The 16,324-nt window shown below is 47.9% G+C and carries 14 protein-coding genes, 1 riboswitch and 1 other annotated feature; of the genes, 11 read left to right on the plus strand and 3 right to left on the minus strand.

Annotation, left to right across the window (positions count from 1 at the left end; all coding sequences use genetic code 11):
• Positions 1-111: 111 nt before the first annotated feature.
• Positions 112-564 (minus strand): Fur family transcriptional regulator, encoded by a 453-nt coding sequence (locus FC47_RS06805; RefSeq protein ID WP_033934613.1) that lies wholly within the window; start codon positions 562-564, stop codon positions 112-114.
• 153 nt (positions 565-717) lie between these two features.
• Positions 718-1,455 carry a hypothetical protein gene (locus FC47_RS06810; protein WP_056968465.1) on the minus strand — a complete coding sequence of 246 codons (738 nt, stop codon included), beginning with the start codon at positions 1,453-1,455 and terminating at the stop codon, positions 718-720.
• Positions 1,456-1,553: 98 nt separating this feature from the next.
• Positions 1,554-1,659: riboswitch (SMK box riboswitch) on the plus strand.
• Here FC47_RS06810 and metK point away from each other — a divergent pair.
• Positions 1,657-2,844 carry a methionine adenosyltransferase gene (metK, locus tag FC47_RS06815; protein ID WP_056968466.1) on the plus strand — a complete coding sequence of 396 codons (1,188 nt, stop codon included), beginning with the start codon at positions 1,657-1,659 and terminating at the stop codon, positions 2,842-2,844. Its footprint overlaps the riboswitch before it by 3 nt.
• Before the next feature lie 142 nt (positions 2,845-2,986).
• Here the strand turns inward: metK and FC47_RS06820 are convergent, their stop codons facing one another.
• Complete coding sequence (locus FC47_RS06820) at positions 2,987-4,012, minus strand: FAD:protein FMN transferase (RefSeq protein ID WP_056968467.1); 1,026 nt, start codon at positions 4,010-4,012, stop codon at positions 2,987-2,989.
• Between the two features lie 282 nt (positions 4,013-4,294).
• On the opposite strand from FC47_RS06820, the gene FC47_RS06825 reads away from it, so the two are divergent.
• The 10 genes from FC47_RS06825 (at position 4,295) to FC47_RS06870 (ending at position 16,289) form a co-directional block, all read left to right on the plus strand.
• On the plus strand, positions 4,295-5,209 hold the full coding sequence (locus FC47_RS06825; RefSeq protein WP_056968468.1) for an ROK family protein: 915 nt from the start codon (positions 4,295-4,297) through the stop codon (positions 5,207-5,209).
• Between the two features lie 55 nt (positions 5,210-5,264).
• Positions 5,265-5,479: a binding site (T-box leader), on the plus strand.
• 68 nt (positions 5,480-5,547) lie between these two features.
• Positions 5,548-7,965: a leucine--tRNA ligase gene (gene leuS / locus FC47_RS06830; protein WP_056968469.1), complete on the plus strand. Its 2,418-nt coding sequence runs from the start codon at positions 5,548-5,550 to the stop codon at positions 7,963-7,965.
• A gap of 74 nt (positions 7,966-8,039) precedes the next feature.
• The gene (locus tag FC47_RS06835; protein WP_056968470.1) at positions 8,040-8,303 is read left to right on the plus strand and encodes a type II toxin-antitoxin system HicB family antitoxin; all 264 of its coding nucleotides are present in this window, start codon (positions 8,040-8,042) and stop codon (positions 8,301-8,303) included.
• 394 nt (positions 8,304-8,697) lie between these two features.
• Complete coding sequence (locus FC47_RS06840) at positions 8,698-9,357, plus strand: amino acid ABC transporter permease (protein WP_033934504.1); 660 nt, start codon at positions 8,698-8,700, stop codon at positions 9,355-9,357.
• On the plus strand, positions 9,338-10,018 hold the full coding sequence (locus FC47_RS06845; protein ID WP_056968471.1) for an amino acid ABC transporter permease: 681 nt from the start codon (positions 9,338-9,340) through the stop codon (positions 10,016-10,018). The genes FC47_RS06840 and FC47_RS06845 overlap by 20 nt, the downstream gene beginning before the upstream one ends.
• 12 nt (positions 10,019-10,030) lie before the next feature.
• Positions 10,031-10,771, plus strand: coding sequence for an amino acid ABC transporter ATP-binding protein (locus FC47_RS06850; protein WP_056968472.1), 741 nt, complete (start codon positions 10,031-10,033; stop codon positions 10,769-10,771).
• Between the two features lie 27 nt (positions 10,772-10,798).
• Positions 10,799-11,656, plus strand: a complete 858-nt coding sequence (locus FC47_RS06855) for a transporter substrate-binding domain-containing protein (protein ID WP_056968473.1) — start codon at positions 10,799-10,801, stop codon at positions 11,654-11,656.
• A 480-nt stretch (positions 11,657-12,136) separates the two neighbouring features.
• The gene (locus FC47_RS06860) at positions 12,137-13,282 is read left to right on the plus strand and encodes a trans-sulfuration enzyme family protein (protein ID WP_056968474.1); all 1,146 of its coding nucleotides are present in this window, start codon (positions 12,137-12,139) and stop codon (positions 13,280-13,282) included.
• Between the two features lie 108 nt (positions 13,283-13,390).
• The gene (locus FC47_RS06865) at positions 13,391-14,536 is read left to right on the plus strand and encodes a trans-sulfuration enzyme family protein (protein WP_048345283.1); all 1,146 of its coding nucleotides are present in this window, start codon (positions 13,391-13,393) and stop codon (positions 14,534-14,536) included.
• Positions 14,537-14,648: 112 nt separating this feature from the next.
• Positions 14,649-16,289 (plus strand): putative polysaccharide biosynthesis protein, encoded by a 1,641-nt coding sequence (locus FC47_RS06870; protein ID WP_006500125.1) that lies wholly within the window; start codon positions 14,649-14,651, stop codon positions 16,287-16,289.
• The last annotated feature ends 35 nt before the right edge of the window (positions 16,290-16,324 follow it).

Genomic DNA, 16,324 nt, shown 5'->3' on the forward strand with positions numbered 1-16,324 from the left:
CCTCGGCCCAGTTGACTGAGACGAGGATTGATTGATTTTTTGAGAAAGGGCAGGGAAACGCGTGCTTTTAAGGACATGATGAATTGCCCATTCTTGTTTGCTCTTTTATGACTATGCGAGGCCCAGCTTTTTTTGACAGTTGGGACAGATGCCATGAACTTCAATATCGCTTTGGGTTACCATGAAATTGGTCTTTTCGCGGGTAATTTGCTGCAGATCCTTGGTCAGGGCCGCGAAATGATCATCAAAAACGTCTTGAATCAAACCGCAGTTGTCACAGACGACATGGTAGTGGGGGTGCCCAAAGTAGTCATAATGGGAGCTGCCATCACCATTTTTCAGTTCAATGACCAGCTGATCTTCAACCAAGAGATTAATGGTGTTGTAGATCGTTGCCATGCTGATGTTGTCGGCTTCTTGTTTTAAATCGGCGTAGATCATCTCAACGCTGGGGTGCGTGTGGTGATTGATCAGATAGTGCAGAATCAGTTTACGCTGCGGGGTGAGCCGGACGTGTTTTTCACGCAGATGCTGCAGTGCGTGTTCATATTCTGAATTGGCCATTGCAACGATCATCCTCCTTTCACAGACGAGTGATTAGACAAGTCATTATTATAGCATTGTCAAGGTCGATAATGCATCAGGAAATAAAATGTTTCTTTTTAGATAATAATAATTCTAATTTAGCGAAAAGAAAAGCATTCTGCCTGGTAAAATTTAAACCCAGAAAGTCAGAATCGTTGTCAGCAACTGTAACAGAGTATAAAAAATTTGATTATGCGGGTTTGCGACCGAGCGCTGCAACAGCCACCAGCTTAAGATCACCAATGCGATGGCTAACAGCAGCGTCGCCTTGATTGGCCGCGTCAGCATCGTTAAAATCAAGATCACGCCAAGACCACCCTCAATCATTGGAAAACGCGGGTCATCAGATAAAAAAAGCGGGGCGTAGTAAAAACAGTAGATCATCAATAACGGAATCAGTTTGAGCAGATAGCTCCACGACAAAAACTTAACCGAGATGAAGGTAAACGCCACTGGAATGCTGAGGGTCATTAAAAGGCCGAAAACCAGCAGACCAACTGGATTTTGAAATTCGTGCAGATAAAGCTCAAAAATCAGCAGATAGCAAGGCGGCAGCAAAAGCAGGATAAACAAAAAGACGTTGCCATGCAAAAAACCGCTGATGGCAAATAAAAAGCTGATCAGCAGCGGAATAATCGAAGTCAGCGAGCCGCCTTGCTGGTCAAAAATAATGGCGGCGGCTAGGGCAATGCAGATCTGGTAGGCAAACAGACTGTACAGATCATGAGAAAAGACGGTGGTTTTGATCTGAATGGCATAGGCAAAGGGCACGTAAGACCAGCAGCACATCATTAAAAAAGCATTGGGCAGCAGACTGCGCCAGTCGATATCTTGGATTTGCAGCTTAAAATGCGATAACGGGTTTTGCAAAAAAATTCCTCCTGAGCGGTCAAAAATTAAGTTTTCCTTATTGTAACAAATTCCATCATAAAAAATTGCTTATTATCACGAGAATATGTTAGGATGGTGAACGTTATAAAGCAAATTCCCGATAGGATTCACAGATTGTGAAGATGCCTTGTAACCGCAATAACCGAACTTTTTAGTTTAGAAAATGGGGGAATTAACAAAATGACTGAACGACACTTATTTACATCCGAATCGGTTTCGGAAGGACATCCTGACAAGATTGCTGACCAGATCAGCGACGCAATTTTGGATGCCATGCTGGAACAAGACCCAGATGCCCGGGTAGCGGTTGAAACCTCGGTCACGACCGGCCTGGTGCTGGTATTTGGCGAAGTCTCGACGACGGCTTATGTCAATATCCAGCAGATCGTTCGTGATACGATTCGTGAAATCGGCTACACGGATGGCCAATATGGCTTTGATGCCGACAACTGTGCGGTGATTACAGCGATTGACGAACAGTCGCCAGACATCGCGCAAGGGGTTGACGACTCGCTGGAAACGCGGGGCGGCAACGTTGATCCATTAGACAAGATTGGTGCTGGCGACCAAGGGCTGATGTTTGGCTATGCTACTGATGAAACGCCGGAATATATGCCGCTGACGCTGATGCTTAGTCACAAGCTGATGCAGAAGATCGCCAAGCTGCGCAAGGATGGTACGATTCCATATCTGCGCCCTGACGCCAAGGCTGAAGTAACGGTCGAATACGATGAAAATGATAAGCCATTGCGTGTCGATACGGTTGTTTTGAGTACGCAGCATGACCCAGAGATTGCTTTGGATCAGATTCGTCACGACGTTATTGAGCAAGTTATCAAAGCCGTGATTCCAGCCGAACTGTTGGATGATGATACCAAATATTTCATCAATCCAACCGGCCGTTTTGTCATTGGTGGTCCACAAGGCGATGCCGGGTTAACGGGCCGCAAGATCATCGTGGACACTTATGGCGGGGCTGCTCACCATGGCGGGGGCGCCTTCTCTGGCAAGGATGCGACGAAGGTTGACCGTTCTGCCAGCTATGCGGCCCGCTATATTGCCAAGAACCTGGTAGCGGCCGGCTATGCCAAGCGCCTGGAGATTCAGGTTGCCTACGCAATTGGGGTGGCTCAGCCAGTCTCAATCTCAATCAATACGTTTGGGACGGGGACGCGTTCGGAAGCTGAACTGATCGCGGCGGTACGCAAGACGTTTGATCTGCGGCCGGCCGGAATCATTAAGATGCTTGACTTGAAGCGCCCAATCTACAAAGAGACGGCTGCTTATGGTCACTTTGGCCGGACTGATATCGATCTGCCGTGGGAACACCTGGACAAGGTTGACGAACTGAAAGCCATTTTAGGATAAAAAGCAAAAGAAAAGCCAAGTGCCCAGATGCGGCAGCTTGGCTTTTTTGCTGGCGATTATTTGACTGGCCGGCATTTTGACTCATGATCATCAAGACTTAGTCAAACAAGCCCGCTAATGCCAAATCACGATGCAGTTCAAATCAGTCATTGATAAACTGAACGTCGTAGCTATGGTCAATAATGCGAACCTGATCTGGTTTGAGACCGACAACTTGAACATGGCGTGCCTGATCGACAAAAACGGCCCCCATCACGTCAGGATGATCATTGATCCAGTTTGGCAGCGGCTGACCGGCAAAGAAAAGGCGGCCGGTTTCGATCTCGCCGGTAATCGATTCACCAGAAAAGACGGTCACGCCGGCCAGGGCAGTTTTTCTAGGGTGACCAGTGGCCGGATCGATGATGTGGTGGTAGTCTTGCCCATTTTCTTCTAGATGACGCTCGTAGATTCCGCTGGTAACGGCTGAACATTCCGGCAGAGTGGCTACCAGAATCGATTGACCACGCTTGGCACTAGGATCCTGAACGCCGATTCGCCATAAGCCGTCTTGGTGCTTGGGTGCCGTGCCGTGCATCAGAATGTTGCCGCCCAGATCAATGATGCCGGCGCGAAGATCACGCGAGCGCCATAAGTCACGAATGCGATCGGCGATATATCCTTTGGCAATGGCGCCCAGATCAATCTCCATTCCCGGCTTTTTCAAAAAGATCGTCATGTCGTGGTCATTTAGCTCAACGTCGTGCGGATCGATCAGTTTAAGGCGTTCTTGAATCTCCGCCTCGCTTGGTACATGAGCATCGTCAAAGCCAATGTGCCACAGTTTTACCAAAGGACCGATCAAGGCATCAAAGCCATTGTCTTCCAGGCTGATGGCAATGGCTTTTTTGGCAAGATGGTAGCTGGCATGAGAAACCTGTACGGGATGCTGGCCGGCTGCCTGATTAACGGCCATCAGCTCTGAATGATCGCGATTGACGGTCAGGATGTCTTCATAATGGGCAATCAGTGCATAGGCATCGTCCAAATCGCGCTGCTCGGCACTCCCAAACGCCGTTAAAACGATGTTGGTGCCAAGACCATAATAGCTTTTGGAGATGGTATGCTGGGCCAGATTGCTGATAATTTGGGGATGATCGTTTGACCAAAGAGGGGTTTTGTTTTCCATTGAGGTCGTCCTTTCTACGCTTGCGGTTTATTAATGTCATTATAACCTTGCGGGGCTTTTAGAAACGAGCAAAATTAAGTTAATTATCGAACAAATATAGCTAAAAAATCAGGTAGCAATTTAAAAATAGTTTTTTAAAATCAGTTGATGAAACACCGATGAATTCGTTTACGCGACTTTTGTCAAATAATTGCGAAAATATTCACAATATCTCTAGTAAAAATCATTTAAAACGAGTAAGATGGACCCGTAAAGGTTAAATCAAGGAAGGGGTCTTGAGTCATGCATTCATTCTTAAGTATCGATGTCGGTGGGACAGCGATTAAGTATGCCTTGCTGAACAACGCCGGTCAGATTACCAAAAAAGACAAGGTACCGACGCCTACCAGCAGCCTGACTGAATTTATGAAGTCGCTTTATGCAATTATTGATCAGTACCAAGCTCAGATCAGCGGATTGGCGATCTGCGTTCCTGGCAAGGTTGATCCGCAAAAGCAGGTGGTCGTTTTTAGCGATACGCTGCCGTTTTTGAAGAACTGGGATCTGCCAAAACTGTTTAAGGAACATTACCGTAAGATTCTGCCGATTGCCGTTGAAAACGAAGGACGCGCGGCAGCGTTAGCCGAGTCCTGGCTGGGCAACCTGCATGGTGAAACGGATGCCGCGGCCATTCTTTTGGGAACGGACATCAGCTCAGGAATTATCACCAATGGCCAATTAAACTATGGTGCACATGCTGGTGCCGGGATGCTGAATTTTGTACCAACCAATTTTAAAGCTGAAGGAACCGATCGCTTGGCCGGCTTTAACGGCTCATCGGTCAAGATGATCCAAGACGTTATCAAAGCTTCTGGCCTGCCAGAAGGTGCCGATGGCCAGGCTGCCTTTCGGATGATTGAGGCTGGCAACCCAGATGCAGCCAAGGTCTTTAACGAATATTGCTACCAGATTGCCTGCTTGATTTTGAGCATGCAGGCAATCGTCGATTTGAACAAGGTCGTGATCGGTGGCGGAATCTCAGCGCAGCCGGTTCTGATCAAGACCATCAATGATCAATATGACCAGCTGGTTGACTCAATGCCAATCGTCAAAAAAGAAATGGTCAAGCCAAAGATCGAACCTGCCAAGTTTAAAAATGATGCCAATCTGTATGGGGCTTTGGACGCTTTGCTGCTGAAACTCGACGAGCAAAATTAAAAAATTATTAGAAAAGGGACTTGCACTTATTGACAGTCCTTGCTAGAATAGTTTGTAATCTTTGATCGTAGAGGAGTTAGTAGCCGATTTTTCTGCTTAAAGAGACCGGACGGGGGTGCAAGTCCGGAGCAGACCTTGGTGAACTGGCCTCAAAAAATTGCTGCTGAATCAATAGTAGGCGGCAACGTGAAATTCGCGTTAAGAATCTCAAGTGCCATGCATAATGCGTGGAATTCAGGTGGTACCGCGGATTTTAGATTCGTCCTGCATTTGTTGCAGGGCGTTTTTTTATACGATCAAGCCTACCGAAAATTAGGATTTTAAAAGGAGCAATAGCAATGGCTTACGATCACAAAACGATTGAAAAGAAATGGCAGCGCTACTGGAAGAAGAACAAGACCTTTAAGGCCGAGATCAACAAGGACCAAAAGAAGTACTATGCTTTAGACATGTTCCCATACCCATCTGGACAAGGGCTGCATGTTGGTCACCCTGAAGGCTACACCGCTACGGACGTGGTTTCTCGGATGAAGCGGATGCAAGGCTACAACGTGCTGCACCCAATGGGCTGGGATGCCTTTGGTCTGCCGGCTGAACAATATGCCTTAAAGACTGGTCATAATCCAAAAGGCTTTACCAACCAAAATATCGACCACTTCAGAGATCAGATTCAATCGCTGGGCTTCTCATACGATTGGGATCGTGAAGTCAACACGACTGATCCAAACTACTACAAGTGGACGCAATGGATCTTTGAACAGCTCTACAAGAAGGGGCTGGCCTACGAAGACGAGATCATGGTCAACTGGGCCCCCGACTTTATGGGTGGTACGGTTGTTTCCAATGAAGAAGTCGTTGATGGCAAAACAGAACGTGGCGGCTACCCAGTTTACCGTAAGCCAATGAAGCAATGGGTCTTGAAGATCACGGCCTATGCTGATCGTTTGATTGATGATCTGGACCTGGTTGACTGGCCAGAAAGCGTTAAGGAAATGCAGCGCAACTGGATCGGCCGTTCTGAAGGGGCTTCCGTCTTCTTTGGTATTGATGGTCATGATGACAAGATCGAGGTCTTCACGACGCGTCCTGACACGCTGTTTGGTGCCTCATACGTTGTTTTGGCACCAGAACTGGACCTGGTCGATGAATTAACGACGCCTGAACACAAGGCTGAAGTTGAAGCCTACAAAGAAACAACGTCACGCCGCTCGGATCTGGAACGGACTGACTTAAACAAGGACAAGACTGGTGTATTTACTGGATCTTACGCCATTAACCCGGTTAACGGCGAAAAGCTGCCAATCTGGATTTCAGACTACGTTTTGGCCTCATACGGTACTGGTGCGGTAATGGCCGTGCCTGCCGGTGACCAGCGTGACTGGGACTTTGCCAAGAAGTTTGATCTGCCAATCAAGCCAATCATCAAGGATGCCGACATTTCCGAAGCCGCTTATGCTGGTGATGGTGAGCACATCAACTCTGGCTTCTTGGATGGCATGAAGATTGAAGAAGCCAAAAAGGCGATGATTGACTGGCTGGAAGAACATGATGCCGGCCACAAGAAGGTCAACTACCGGCTGCGCGACTGGATCTTCTCTCGGCAACGCTACTGGGGTGAGCCAATTCCGGTTATTCACTGGGATGACGGTACGACTTCATTGGTTCCAGAAGACGAGCTGCCATTAAAGCTGCCTGACATGAAGAACATTGAGCCATCTGGTACCGGTGAGAGTCCACTGGCCAACGCAACTGATTGGATCAACGTTTATGACGAAAACGGTCGTCATGGTCTGCGTGAAACCAACACGATGCCACAGTGGGCCGGTTCATCATGGTACTGGCTGCGCTACACGGATCCGCACAACGAAAAGGAATTTGCTTCCAAAGAGGCACTGGACTACTGGTCACCGGTTGATCTGTACGTTGGTGGGGCCGAACACGCCGTCTTGCACCTGCTGTACGCTCGTTTCTGGCACAAGGTTCTCTATGACTTGGGCTACGTGCCAACGCCAGAGCCATTTATGAAGTTGGTTAACCAAGGGATGATTCTGGGCTCCAACCACGAAAAAATGTCCAAGTCCAAGGGCAATGTCGTTAACCCAGATGACATCGTAGAACAATACGGTGCGGACACGCTGCGGCTGTACGAAATGTTTATGGGTCCTTTGACTGAGTCCGTGCCTTGGGATACTAAGGGATTGCACGGTGCCTACAAGTGGATCAACCGGGTATGGCGTTTGATGATGGATGACAACAACCATCTGCGTGACCGTGTTTCCAACTTTAATGATGGCAAGCTGACGCACATCTACAACCAGACCGTCAAGAAGGTTACGGAAGACTTTGAGCGGATGCACTTCAACACGGCGATTTCCCAACTGATGGTCTTTGTTAATGAGGCCTACAAGGTTGATGATCTGCCGGTTGAATACATGGAAGGTCTGATCAAGATGATCTCACCAGTTATTCCACACGTTGCCGAAGAACTTTGGAGTCAATTCCACGTTTCCGATACGATTGCCTACCAGCCATGGCCAACTTACGATCCAAAAGCCTTGGAAGAAGCCACGGTTGAAATGATCGTCCAGGTTAACGGCAAGGTTCGTGCTCGAATCGAAATGCCAAAGGATGCCGACAAAGAAACGGCTCAAGCAAAGGCATTAGCCAACGAACACGTACAAAAGTTCATTGAAGGTAAAGAAATCAAGAAGGTTATCGTCGTACCAAACCACATTGTCAACATCGTGGTGAAGTAAGCGATGATTAATCAAAAGGTCGGCATTCGGCATCGTCGAAGCTGGCCTTTTTACTTTTGAGAAAGGAATTAAAAATGGAATTAGTCAGTTACGCAGCGGTTTTTACACCGACGGCAAAAGAGATTCAAGTTGATTTTCCCGATGTACCAGAGGCTTTTACGCAAGGGCAGACCATGGATGAGGCCATTGAAAATGCCAAGCTGGGTCTGGCAATCGTGATCAACGATAAATTAGGGCATTTTGAACCGGCGCCAAAAGTCACCCCACTTGAGCAGGTGCAAAAAGCATTTCCTGATCATGAGGTGCGCATGGTTGAGGTTGATCTGGAAAAATATTGAGATGCTTAATTGCCGTAATGGCGGGAATTAAACGTAGCGGGATGTGTTTGGTAAAATGTCTTACTAAAGATAAGAGGTTGACATTTGAAAACCAGCTCGCTATAATAAAATCATTAATTTTTTAAGAGAATTTTAATCATTAAATCATTGCGGAAGGGAGGAATTTTCATGTTGAATAATCAGTTTGCATCACGGAAAATTTCTGCCCTTGTGTCAATGATGGCCTGTTGTTAATTCATCCTCAGTCGATTGATCGATTTGAGGCCTTTTTGGGTTCCTGAATTTTTGGGGAACTCAAAAGGCTGTTTGAGGAAGGAAGAGACAGCAGGCCTTTTTTATGCATTTTTAGATTAGACATTATGCAATTATTTGTCTAAAAGGGGAGTGAGAAATTTTGAGTTGGACGATCATTCAGCAGAGTCTGCCTGAATTTGCCAAGGGCTTTCGACTGACGCTGTGGCTGTCGTTGGTTGGAATTCTAGGCGCCATGGTCGTGGGCATCATCGTCAGTCTGGTGCGGTATTTCAAGGTCCCGTATCTGGCTGGTATCCTGGGCGCTTATGTTGAGCTGGCCCGCAATACGCCGCTTTTGATTCAGCTGTTCTTTTTGTACTACGCCTTTCCGGTAATTGGCTGGAAAATGAGCGCGGCTACCTGTGGGATCGTTGGTCTGATCTTTTTAGGGGGCGCCTACATGGCAGAAGGGTTCAGCGGCGGCTTTAACGGCGTGGCCAAGACGCAGCTTGAATCCGGCAGGGCCCTGGGAATGAGCCGCTGGCAGCTGGCCCGTTATGTAGTCTTTCCGCAGGGATTTGCACTGTCGGTACCTGCTCTGGCTGCCAACGTGATTTTTTTGATTAAAGAAACCTCGATTTTTTCGGTGATTGCTATTCCAGAACTGACGAATACGGCTCTGGATCTGATCGGGCTGTATTATCGCTCCAATGAATATTTGTTTGTTTTGGTAATCGCTTATGCAATCATCTTGATCCCATTGTCTTTGATTTTGACTTGGCTGGAAAGGAAGGTTCGCTATGGCACATTCGGGAATTAACGTTTTGTTTGAGGGCCACAACTTTGTCCGACTGCTAGGCGGGCTGTGGACCACGGTTTGGATCGCAGCATTATCTTTGCTGATTGGGTTGGCGTTGGGCGCGCTGCTGGGGATCTTGCGGACGTTTAAGAATCGGCTGCTGCGCTTGATTTTACGGCTTTATCTAGAATTTTTCCGGATCGTGCCCACGGTTGTGCTGCTGTTTTTGGCCTATTACATCCTGCCAAGAATGATGCATGTGGCCAACCTCCCTGGATCTTTGATGGCCGTTGTTGCCTTTGCCTTATGGGTAGCCGCGGAATTCAGCGATATCGTTCGAGGAGCTTTGATCTCGGTTCCTAAGCATCAGCGGGAATCGGGTATGGCGTTGGGCTTGAACCGCCACCAGCTGTTTAGATATGTTTTGTTGCCCCAAGCATTTCGCCTGGAGATGCCGGCAACGATCAATCTGGCAACGCGGGTGATTAAAACGACCTCACTTTTGATGATGATCAGCGTGATGGATGTCATCAACATTGGTCAGCAGATTATCGAGGCCAATAATCATCTTTATCGAACAGGGGTCTTTTGGGTCTATGGTTTGATTTTCGTGTTTTATTTCCTGGTGGATTATCCACTGTCGCGCTGGGCAAAAAAGATGGATGCCAAGCAAGCAGATTAAGGGGGATGTCTTTTGACTGAAGAAATTTTAAAAGTAGCACATTTAAACAAGTTTTACGGTAAACGTCAAGTCTTGTTCGATATTAACTTTGATCTCAAAAAAGGTGAGGTGCTGGCACTGCTGGGGCCTTCTGGATCAGGCAAGAGTACGACGATTCGCACGTTGAACGGCTTAGAGGACTTTCAAAGCGGTCAGATCACTTTTGAAGGCCAAAACGTGATTCCAGATGAAAAGCATTGGCAAGAGCTGCGGCAAAAGATCGGCATGGTTTTTCAAAGCTATGACCTGTTTCCAAATATGACGGTTTTAGAAAACATCGTCCTGGCACCAACCAAGGTTCAGCACCGGGAACAAAAGGAGGCAGAAGCTGAAGCCAAAAAACTGCTGGCCATGGTTGGCTTGAGCGATTATGCGCAGTCTTACCCGCGGCAGCTGTCAGGTGGGCAAAAACAGCGGATTGCCATCGTCAGAGCGCTGGCGATGCATCCGGACTTGATGCTGTTTGATGAGGTCACGGCCTCATTGGATCCTGAGATGGTAAGAGGAGTCTTGGAGATCATCAAGAAACTGAGTGACGAAGAAGACATGACGATGCTGATCGTAACCCATGAGATGAATTTTGCCGCCCAGATTGCCGATCGGGTGCTGTTTTTGGAAGATGGTCATATTTTAGAGGATACGCCGGGTCAGCAGTTCTTTAAGCAGCCGCAGACCGAGCGTGCACAGAAGTTCTTAGAGAGTATGGATTTTTAAGTGTTTTTGAGAAAAGGGGAATTAATTATGAAAAAGCAGAGTCTAAAAAAACTGATTCAAACGCTGGTATTGGCCCTGGGAGCATTTTTGCTGGCATTTGCACCATTGGCAGGTACGTTGACGGCCCATGCCGCTGATAATCAAAGTTCGGTTTCGGCAATCAAGAAGCGTGGCTATATCAAGATTGCCGTCTTTGGCGACCTGCCGCCATATGGCTGGGTCAACAAGGATGGCAAGCGCGTAGGATATGATCTGTATCTGGCACGGCGGATTGCCAAGGACTTAGGCGTCAAGGCCAAGTTCGTACAGGTTAACGCCAACAACCGAGTTGACACGCTGAACTCTAACAAGGCGGATCTGGTTTTGGCCAACTTTACGGTCACGCCGGAACGTAAGCAGACGGTTGATTTTGCCAAGCCATACATGAAGGTTTCCGTTGGGGTCGTTTCTAAAAAGAGCGATCCAATTACTAAGGTCAGCCAATTAAAGGGACAAAAGCTGATCGTCAACAAGGGAACGACGGCGGAACAATACTTTACTCAACACCAGACCGGCGCCAGTCTTTTGAAGTTTGACTCCAAGACGCAGCAGTTCAACGCGCTTAAAAATGGTCGGGCCAAGGCATTGGCTGACGATAACTCTTACCTGTACGCTTGGGTCAAGAACAATCCTAAGTACACGGTCGGCATCAAGCAGTTGGGTAAGAGCTCATACATCGCCCCAGCTGTTAAGAAAGGGAACAAGTCACTTTTGAACTGGACCAACAAGGAAATCACCAAGCTTAACGGTGAAAACTTCTTTGAAAAAGACTACAATCAAGAGTTGAAGCCTTACTTCGGTTCCGAGGTTAAGGCTAGCGACATCATTTTGACTAATCAAAAATAGTCATTGATGAATGCTCTAAAATATGAACTGTAAAAACGTCGTCGGTTAATTGCCGCGGCGTTTTTTAATTGATTGATGGATGAATGTGATTTACTAAATTTTTAGTACAGAGTAAAAAATTTAGTTGACATGAGAAAACTACGTGACTATAATGAGTAAAAATTAAGAAAAACATTAAATAATAATTACAAAAGCGTTGAAGAGAAGAGTAGGCTGCTTTATTAGTGTTTCAGCGACTGCCGTTAGTGAAAGGGCAGCACGAACCAGCAGCTGAAGATAAGCTTGGAGCAAGGCGTTTGGTCAAATTGGCTGAATTCCCGGCAGGATCCGTTACCATCCCAGACATCAATTGGTGTTGTTGAGGCCGCTGTGGGCAATCCAGCGGTAAAATCGGGTGGTACCACGTCGGATCAGCTGCGTCGTCCTGAATCTATCAATTAGGTTCAGGGCTTTTTTATTGCCTTGAGAAAGGGGAAAGACATGACAGAATTTAATACCAGACTGGTACACGGACCAGCCCAAAATGACAATCAGACGGGAGCCGTCAACGTACCGATCTATACTTCAACGACCTACCGCTATCCTAAAATTGGGGCACCGGTACAGTATGACTACGGACGTTCGGGCAATCCAACGCGCCAGTACCTGGAAGATCAATTAGCGGCTCTGGAACATGGCACGCGGGGATTTGCGCTTTCTTCTGGGATGGCGGCGATTCATACGGCATTGGCGATTTTTAAAGCCGGTGACCACATTATCGTTGGCGATCAGATCTATGGCGGCACGTTTCGGCTGCTCAATCAGTTCTTTAAACGCTGGGGACTGAGTGCAACACCGGTTGACACCAGAGATCCGGCGGCCATTGAACGCGCGATCCAGCCCAATACCAAGGCCGTTTATTTTGAGCCGGTTACCAATCCGCTGCTGCAGGTGACTTCAATTGCCGCTGTAGCTAAGGTTGCTAAAAAACACGACTTGCTGACAATCGTCGATAACACTTTCTTAAGTCCCTATCTTTGTCAGCCATTGCCTTTAGGTGCCGATATCGTAATTCACAGTGCAACTAAATACCTGGCTGGGCATTCTGATGTCAGTGCGGGCGCGGTGATTACCAATGATGAAAAATTAGGCGACCGGCTCTACTTTGTGCAAAACGCGCTGGGGGCCGTGCTTTCACCAGAAGATAGCAATCTGGTTCGGCGCGGGCTGCAGACTTTAAGCGTCAGAATGGATCGCCAGCAGGCCAATGTCAAGGCAATCATTGCTCATCTGCAGCCGCTGCCAGCCGTCAAAAAAATCTATTATCCCGGTCTGTTCGGCCAGCCAGGCTATGAAACGCTCAGCAGCCAGGCCAAGGGTGCGGGCGGCGTGCTTTCGATCGAGCTGGCTGACAATGTAGACGCAGTTAGGTTCGTTGATTCGCTGCAGCTGTTTCAACTGGCAGTCAGCCTAGGCTCAGTGGAAAGTCTGGTTGAGCTGCCAAGCAAGATGAGCCACGCAGAGCTTTCGCCAGCTGAGCAGCTTAAAGCCGGAATTACGCCGGGGCTGATCAGATTAGCGGTTGGCATCGAGGATCAGCGCGACTTGATCGCGGACCTTGATCAGGCATTAGCCAAGGCAGTTTGATTCTCAGCAGGTCTTTATAGCGCTGGCATGCAGCATTAGAACGCATGGATCAAAACAGTCGATCACCAGTTGAATGAATCAGAAAATACCAGAAAGAGGGAATTATTTATGTGTGAATGTCAAAATAAGGAAACTGAACTGTCACTGGCAACCATCGCGGCTCAGGCCGGTAATCATGAAGATGAGCGTGGTGCGGTGGCCCTGCCGATCTATCTGTCGTCTAATTATCGTCACCCAACCTTAAAAGAGGCCATCAATTTTGATGCGACCAAAGACTATACCTACTCGCGCCTTTCAACGCCCAATCGCCGTGCCGTTGAAAAGACGCTGGCCAAATTGGAGGGCGGGACGGCAGCTTTTGCAGTCAGCTCTGGGATGGCGGCCGTTCAGCTCGCATTAAGCATCCTTGAAACCGGCGATCGTTTGATTTCACTGGATGATCTGTATGGCGGCGACTTTCGCTACTTTGATTATCTGAATCGGCATGCCGGGATTGAGTTTGATCAATGGGATGGCCGGTCGATTGCTGAACTGGTTGCCAAGCTGACGCCAAAAACCAGAATCGTCTGGCTGGAGACGCCTTCTAATCCAACCATGAAAGAAATTGACATTCAAGCAGTCGCAGCGGCCGTTCATGAATATGATCCGCAAATCAAAGTGATCGTTGACAATACCTTTTACACGCCAATCTATCAGCGGCCACTGCTAAAAGGAGCTGACGTGGTTATTCACAGCGCGACTAAGTATCTGTCCGGGCATAACGATTTGCTGGGCGGGGCCGTGGTCGTTAAGGATGAAAAACTGACTCAGGCATACTACGACTACTACATTACGACTGGCGATACCTTGGATTCATTTGACTCTTGGCTGCTTTTGCGAAGTCTTAAGACGCTTAAGGTGCGCATGGCTCAGCACACTAAAAATGCCCAGGCCGTCGTTGAGTATCTTAAGCAGGCGCCGGAAGTCGAAAAAGTGCTTTATCCAGGTAAAGGCGGTATGATCAGCTTTTATCTAAAAGAGGCTGATCAGGTTGAAAGACTGCTTGATCACGTTAAGGTAATCACCTTTGCCGAGAGTCTGGGCGGGATCGAAAGTCTGATTACGATTCCCTACTATCAGACGCACGCGGACGTTTCAGTCGAGCAGCGGCAGCGATTGGGGATTACGCCTAAGTTGTTGCGGCTGTCGGTTGGTCTTGAAGATGCGGCTGATCTGATTGCCGATATCAAACAGGCTTTAGCAGCGACCCGTTAAGGTTTTCTTAACAAATTGTGAATTGATTTGCGCTGACTGCCAATTCAAGCTAGAATAGTTAGGATTATTTTTTGAAATTTTAACAATTAAAAAGGTAGGAAAGCAGCAAATTATGGATGCACAACAAAAAACGGCCCCGAGCAAGCAGGCTGCAGCCAAGGCAAAAATGCTCAGTGGGTCGGCCTGGATGACGGCAGGGAGTGTATTGTCGCGAGTTCTGGGTGCACTTTATATCATTCCTTGGGTAACTTGGATGGGGGCCTACAGTGATCAGGCCAACGCGCTTTATGCCAAGGGATACAACATCTACAACCTGTTTTTGGTGATCGCTACGGCGGGGATCCCATCCGCAATGTCGAAGCTGGTCGCCCATTATAATGGGATCAATCAGACCAACATCAGCAAAAAGCTATATCATACCGGGATGTACGTTTCAATGGCAACTGGAGTGATCGCGGCCTTGATCATGATGTTTGGCGCTTCACTGCTGGATGGCGGGGACCCCAATGAGATTCCAGTTATCCGTTCTTTGGCCTGGGCCGTACTCTTGATTCCCAGCATCAGCATCTCGCGGGGGTATCTGCAGGGGTACAGCTGGATGGCGCCATCTGCCATCTCGCAGCTGATTGAACAGCTCTTAAGAATCATCTACATGCTGGGGGCCACTTATCTGGTCATGAAGATCCAAAAAGGGAGTTGGGTCTTGGCGGTTACCCAGTCTACGTTTGCTGCCTTTATCGGGGCCTTGGGAGCAGCCGCGGTCTTGATCATGGCGCGGATTCACTACCGGCGGCCAATGGAGGCGATGCTGGAAAACAGTCTGGCGACACCAGAAATCTCGACGATACAGTTGATTGTCAAGATCGTTTATCAAGCCATCCCGTTTATCGTGATTGAATCAGGGATCACGATCTTCCAACTGATTGACCAATATACCTTCTTTAAGATGATGCCATTGGTTGGCCACTTTACCTACTATCAAATGAATACGGTCTATGCCATGTTCAGCTTTAATGCCAACAAGCTTTACATGATCATCATTGCGGTGGCTACGGCCATGGCAACAACGGTGATTCCGCTGCTGGCTCATGCACGCGCTAAAAATGATCAGGAAGGCATGCGTACGCAGATTGAAAACGCACTGGAGCTGTTCTACTTTATCATGGTGCCGGCCTCCTTGGGACTGGTTGCCATAGCACCGCAAGTCTACACGGTTTTTTATCGTTATAATCAAGCTGGGATCGTAATTTTGGAATTTGCGGCGTTTGCTTCGATTGCCATGGGACTTTACAGTGTGGCGGCCGCGATGATGCAGGGGATTTCAGAAAACCGCAAGATGATGAAAATTTTGGGAGTCGGCATGATCATCAAGCTGATTTTGCAGTTCCCATGCATCTGGCTTTTAAAAGGCATGGGCCCGCTATTGGCAACGGCCCTGGCTATGGTGGTGATGAACTACTTGATTTTGCATTCGTTTAATATGGAATTTGGTCTGCACTTTGAAGAAATGGCTAAGCCAACCAATCAGATTCTGGCCTTTTCTCTGGTCATGTTTGTGGTTACCAAGCTGGTGATGTTCGGCCTGGGCTATCTAGTTAATCCGCATGGCCGCTATGCCGCATTCTTCCTTTTGATCCTTGGCGTGGCCATTGGTGGTGTTATTTATGCTTATCTGGCACTGAAGTCACGACTGGCTGATCATTTGCTGGGCGCGCGGGCTGATCTTTTGCGCGAACGGCTGCATATGAATTAAATCAATCTGCTCGTCTCAGTTTTGGGACGGGCTTT

This window comes from Limosilactobacillus mucosae DSM 13345, assembly GCF_001436025.1.
In the GTDB taxonomy this organism is placed as follows: Bacteria; Bacillota; Bacilli; order Lactobacillales; family Lactobacillaceae; genus Limosilactobacillus; species Limosilactobacillus mucosae.

Bases quoted from the DNA above. Each gene is read 5' to 3' on its own strand.
- FC47_RS06845 (WP_056968471.1), top strand. From the start codon at position 9,338: ATGGCACATTCGGGAATTAACGTTTTGTTTGAGGGCCACAACTTTGTC.
- FC47_RS06870 (WP_006500125.1), top strand. From the start codon at position 14,649: ATGGATGCACAACAAAAAACGGCCCCGAGCAAGCAGGCTGCAGCCAAG.
- FC47_RS06865 (WP_048345283.1), top strand. From the start codon at position 13,391: ATGTGTGAATGTCAAAATAAGGAAACTGAACTGTCACTGGCAACCATC.
- FC47_RS06805 (WP_033934613.1), bottom strand. From the start codon at position 564: ATGGCCAATTCAGAATATGAACACGCACTGCAGCATCTGCGTGAAAAA.
- leuS (WP_056968469.1), top strand. From the start codon at position 5,548: ATGGCTTACGATCACAAAACGATTGAAAAGAAATGGCAGCGCTACTGG.
- FC47_RS06860 (WP_056968474.1), top strand. From the start codon at position 12,137: ATGACAGAATTTAATACCAGACTGGTACACGGACCAGCCCAAAATGAC.
- FC47_RS06855 (WP_056968473.1), top strand. From the start codon at position 10,799: ATGAAAAAGCAGAGTCTAAAAAAACTGATTCAAACGCTGGTATTGGCC.
- metK (WP_056968466.1), top strand. From the start codon at position 1,657: ATGACTGAACGACACTTATTTACATCCGAATCGGTTTCGGAAGGACAT.
- FC47_RS06820 (WP_056968467.1), bottom strand. From the start codon at position 4,012: ATGGAAAACAAAACCCCTCTTTGGTCAAACGATCATCCCCAAATTATC.
- FC47_RS06835 (WP_056968470.1), top strand. From the start codon at position 8,040: ATGGAATTAGTCAGTTACGCAGCGGTTTTTACACCGACGGCAAAAGAG.
- FC47_RS06825 (WP_056968468.1), top strand. From the start codon at position 4,295: ATGCATTCATTCTTAAGTATCGATGTCGGTGGGACAGCGATTAAGTAT.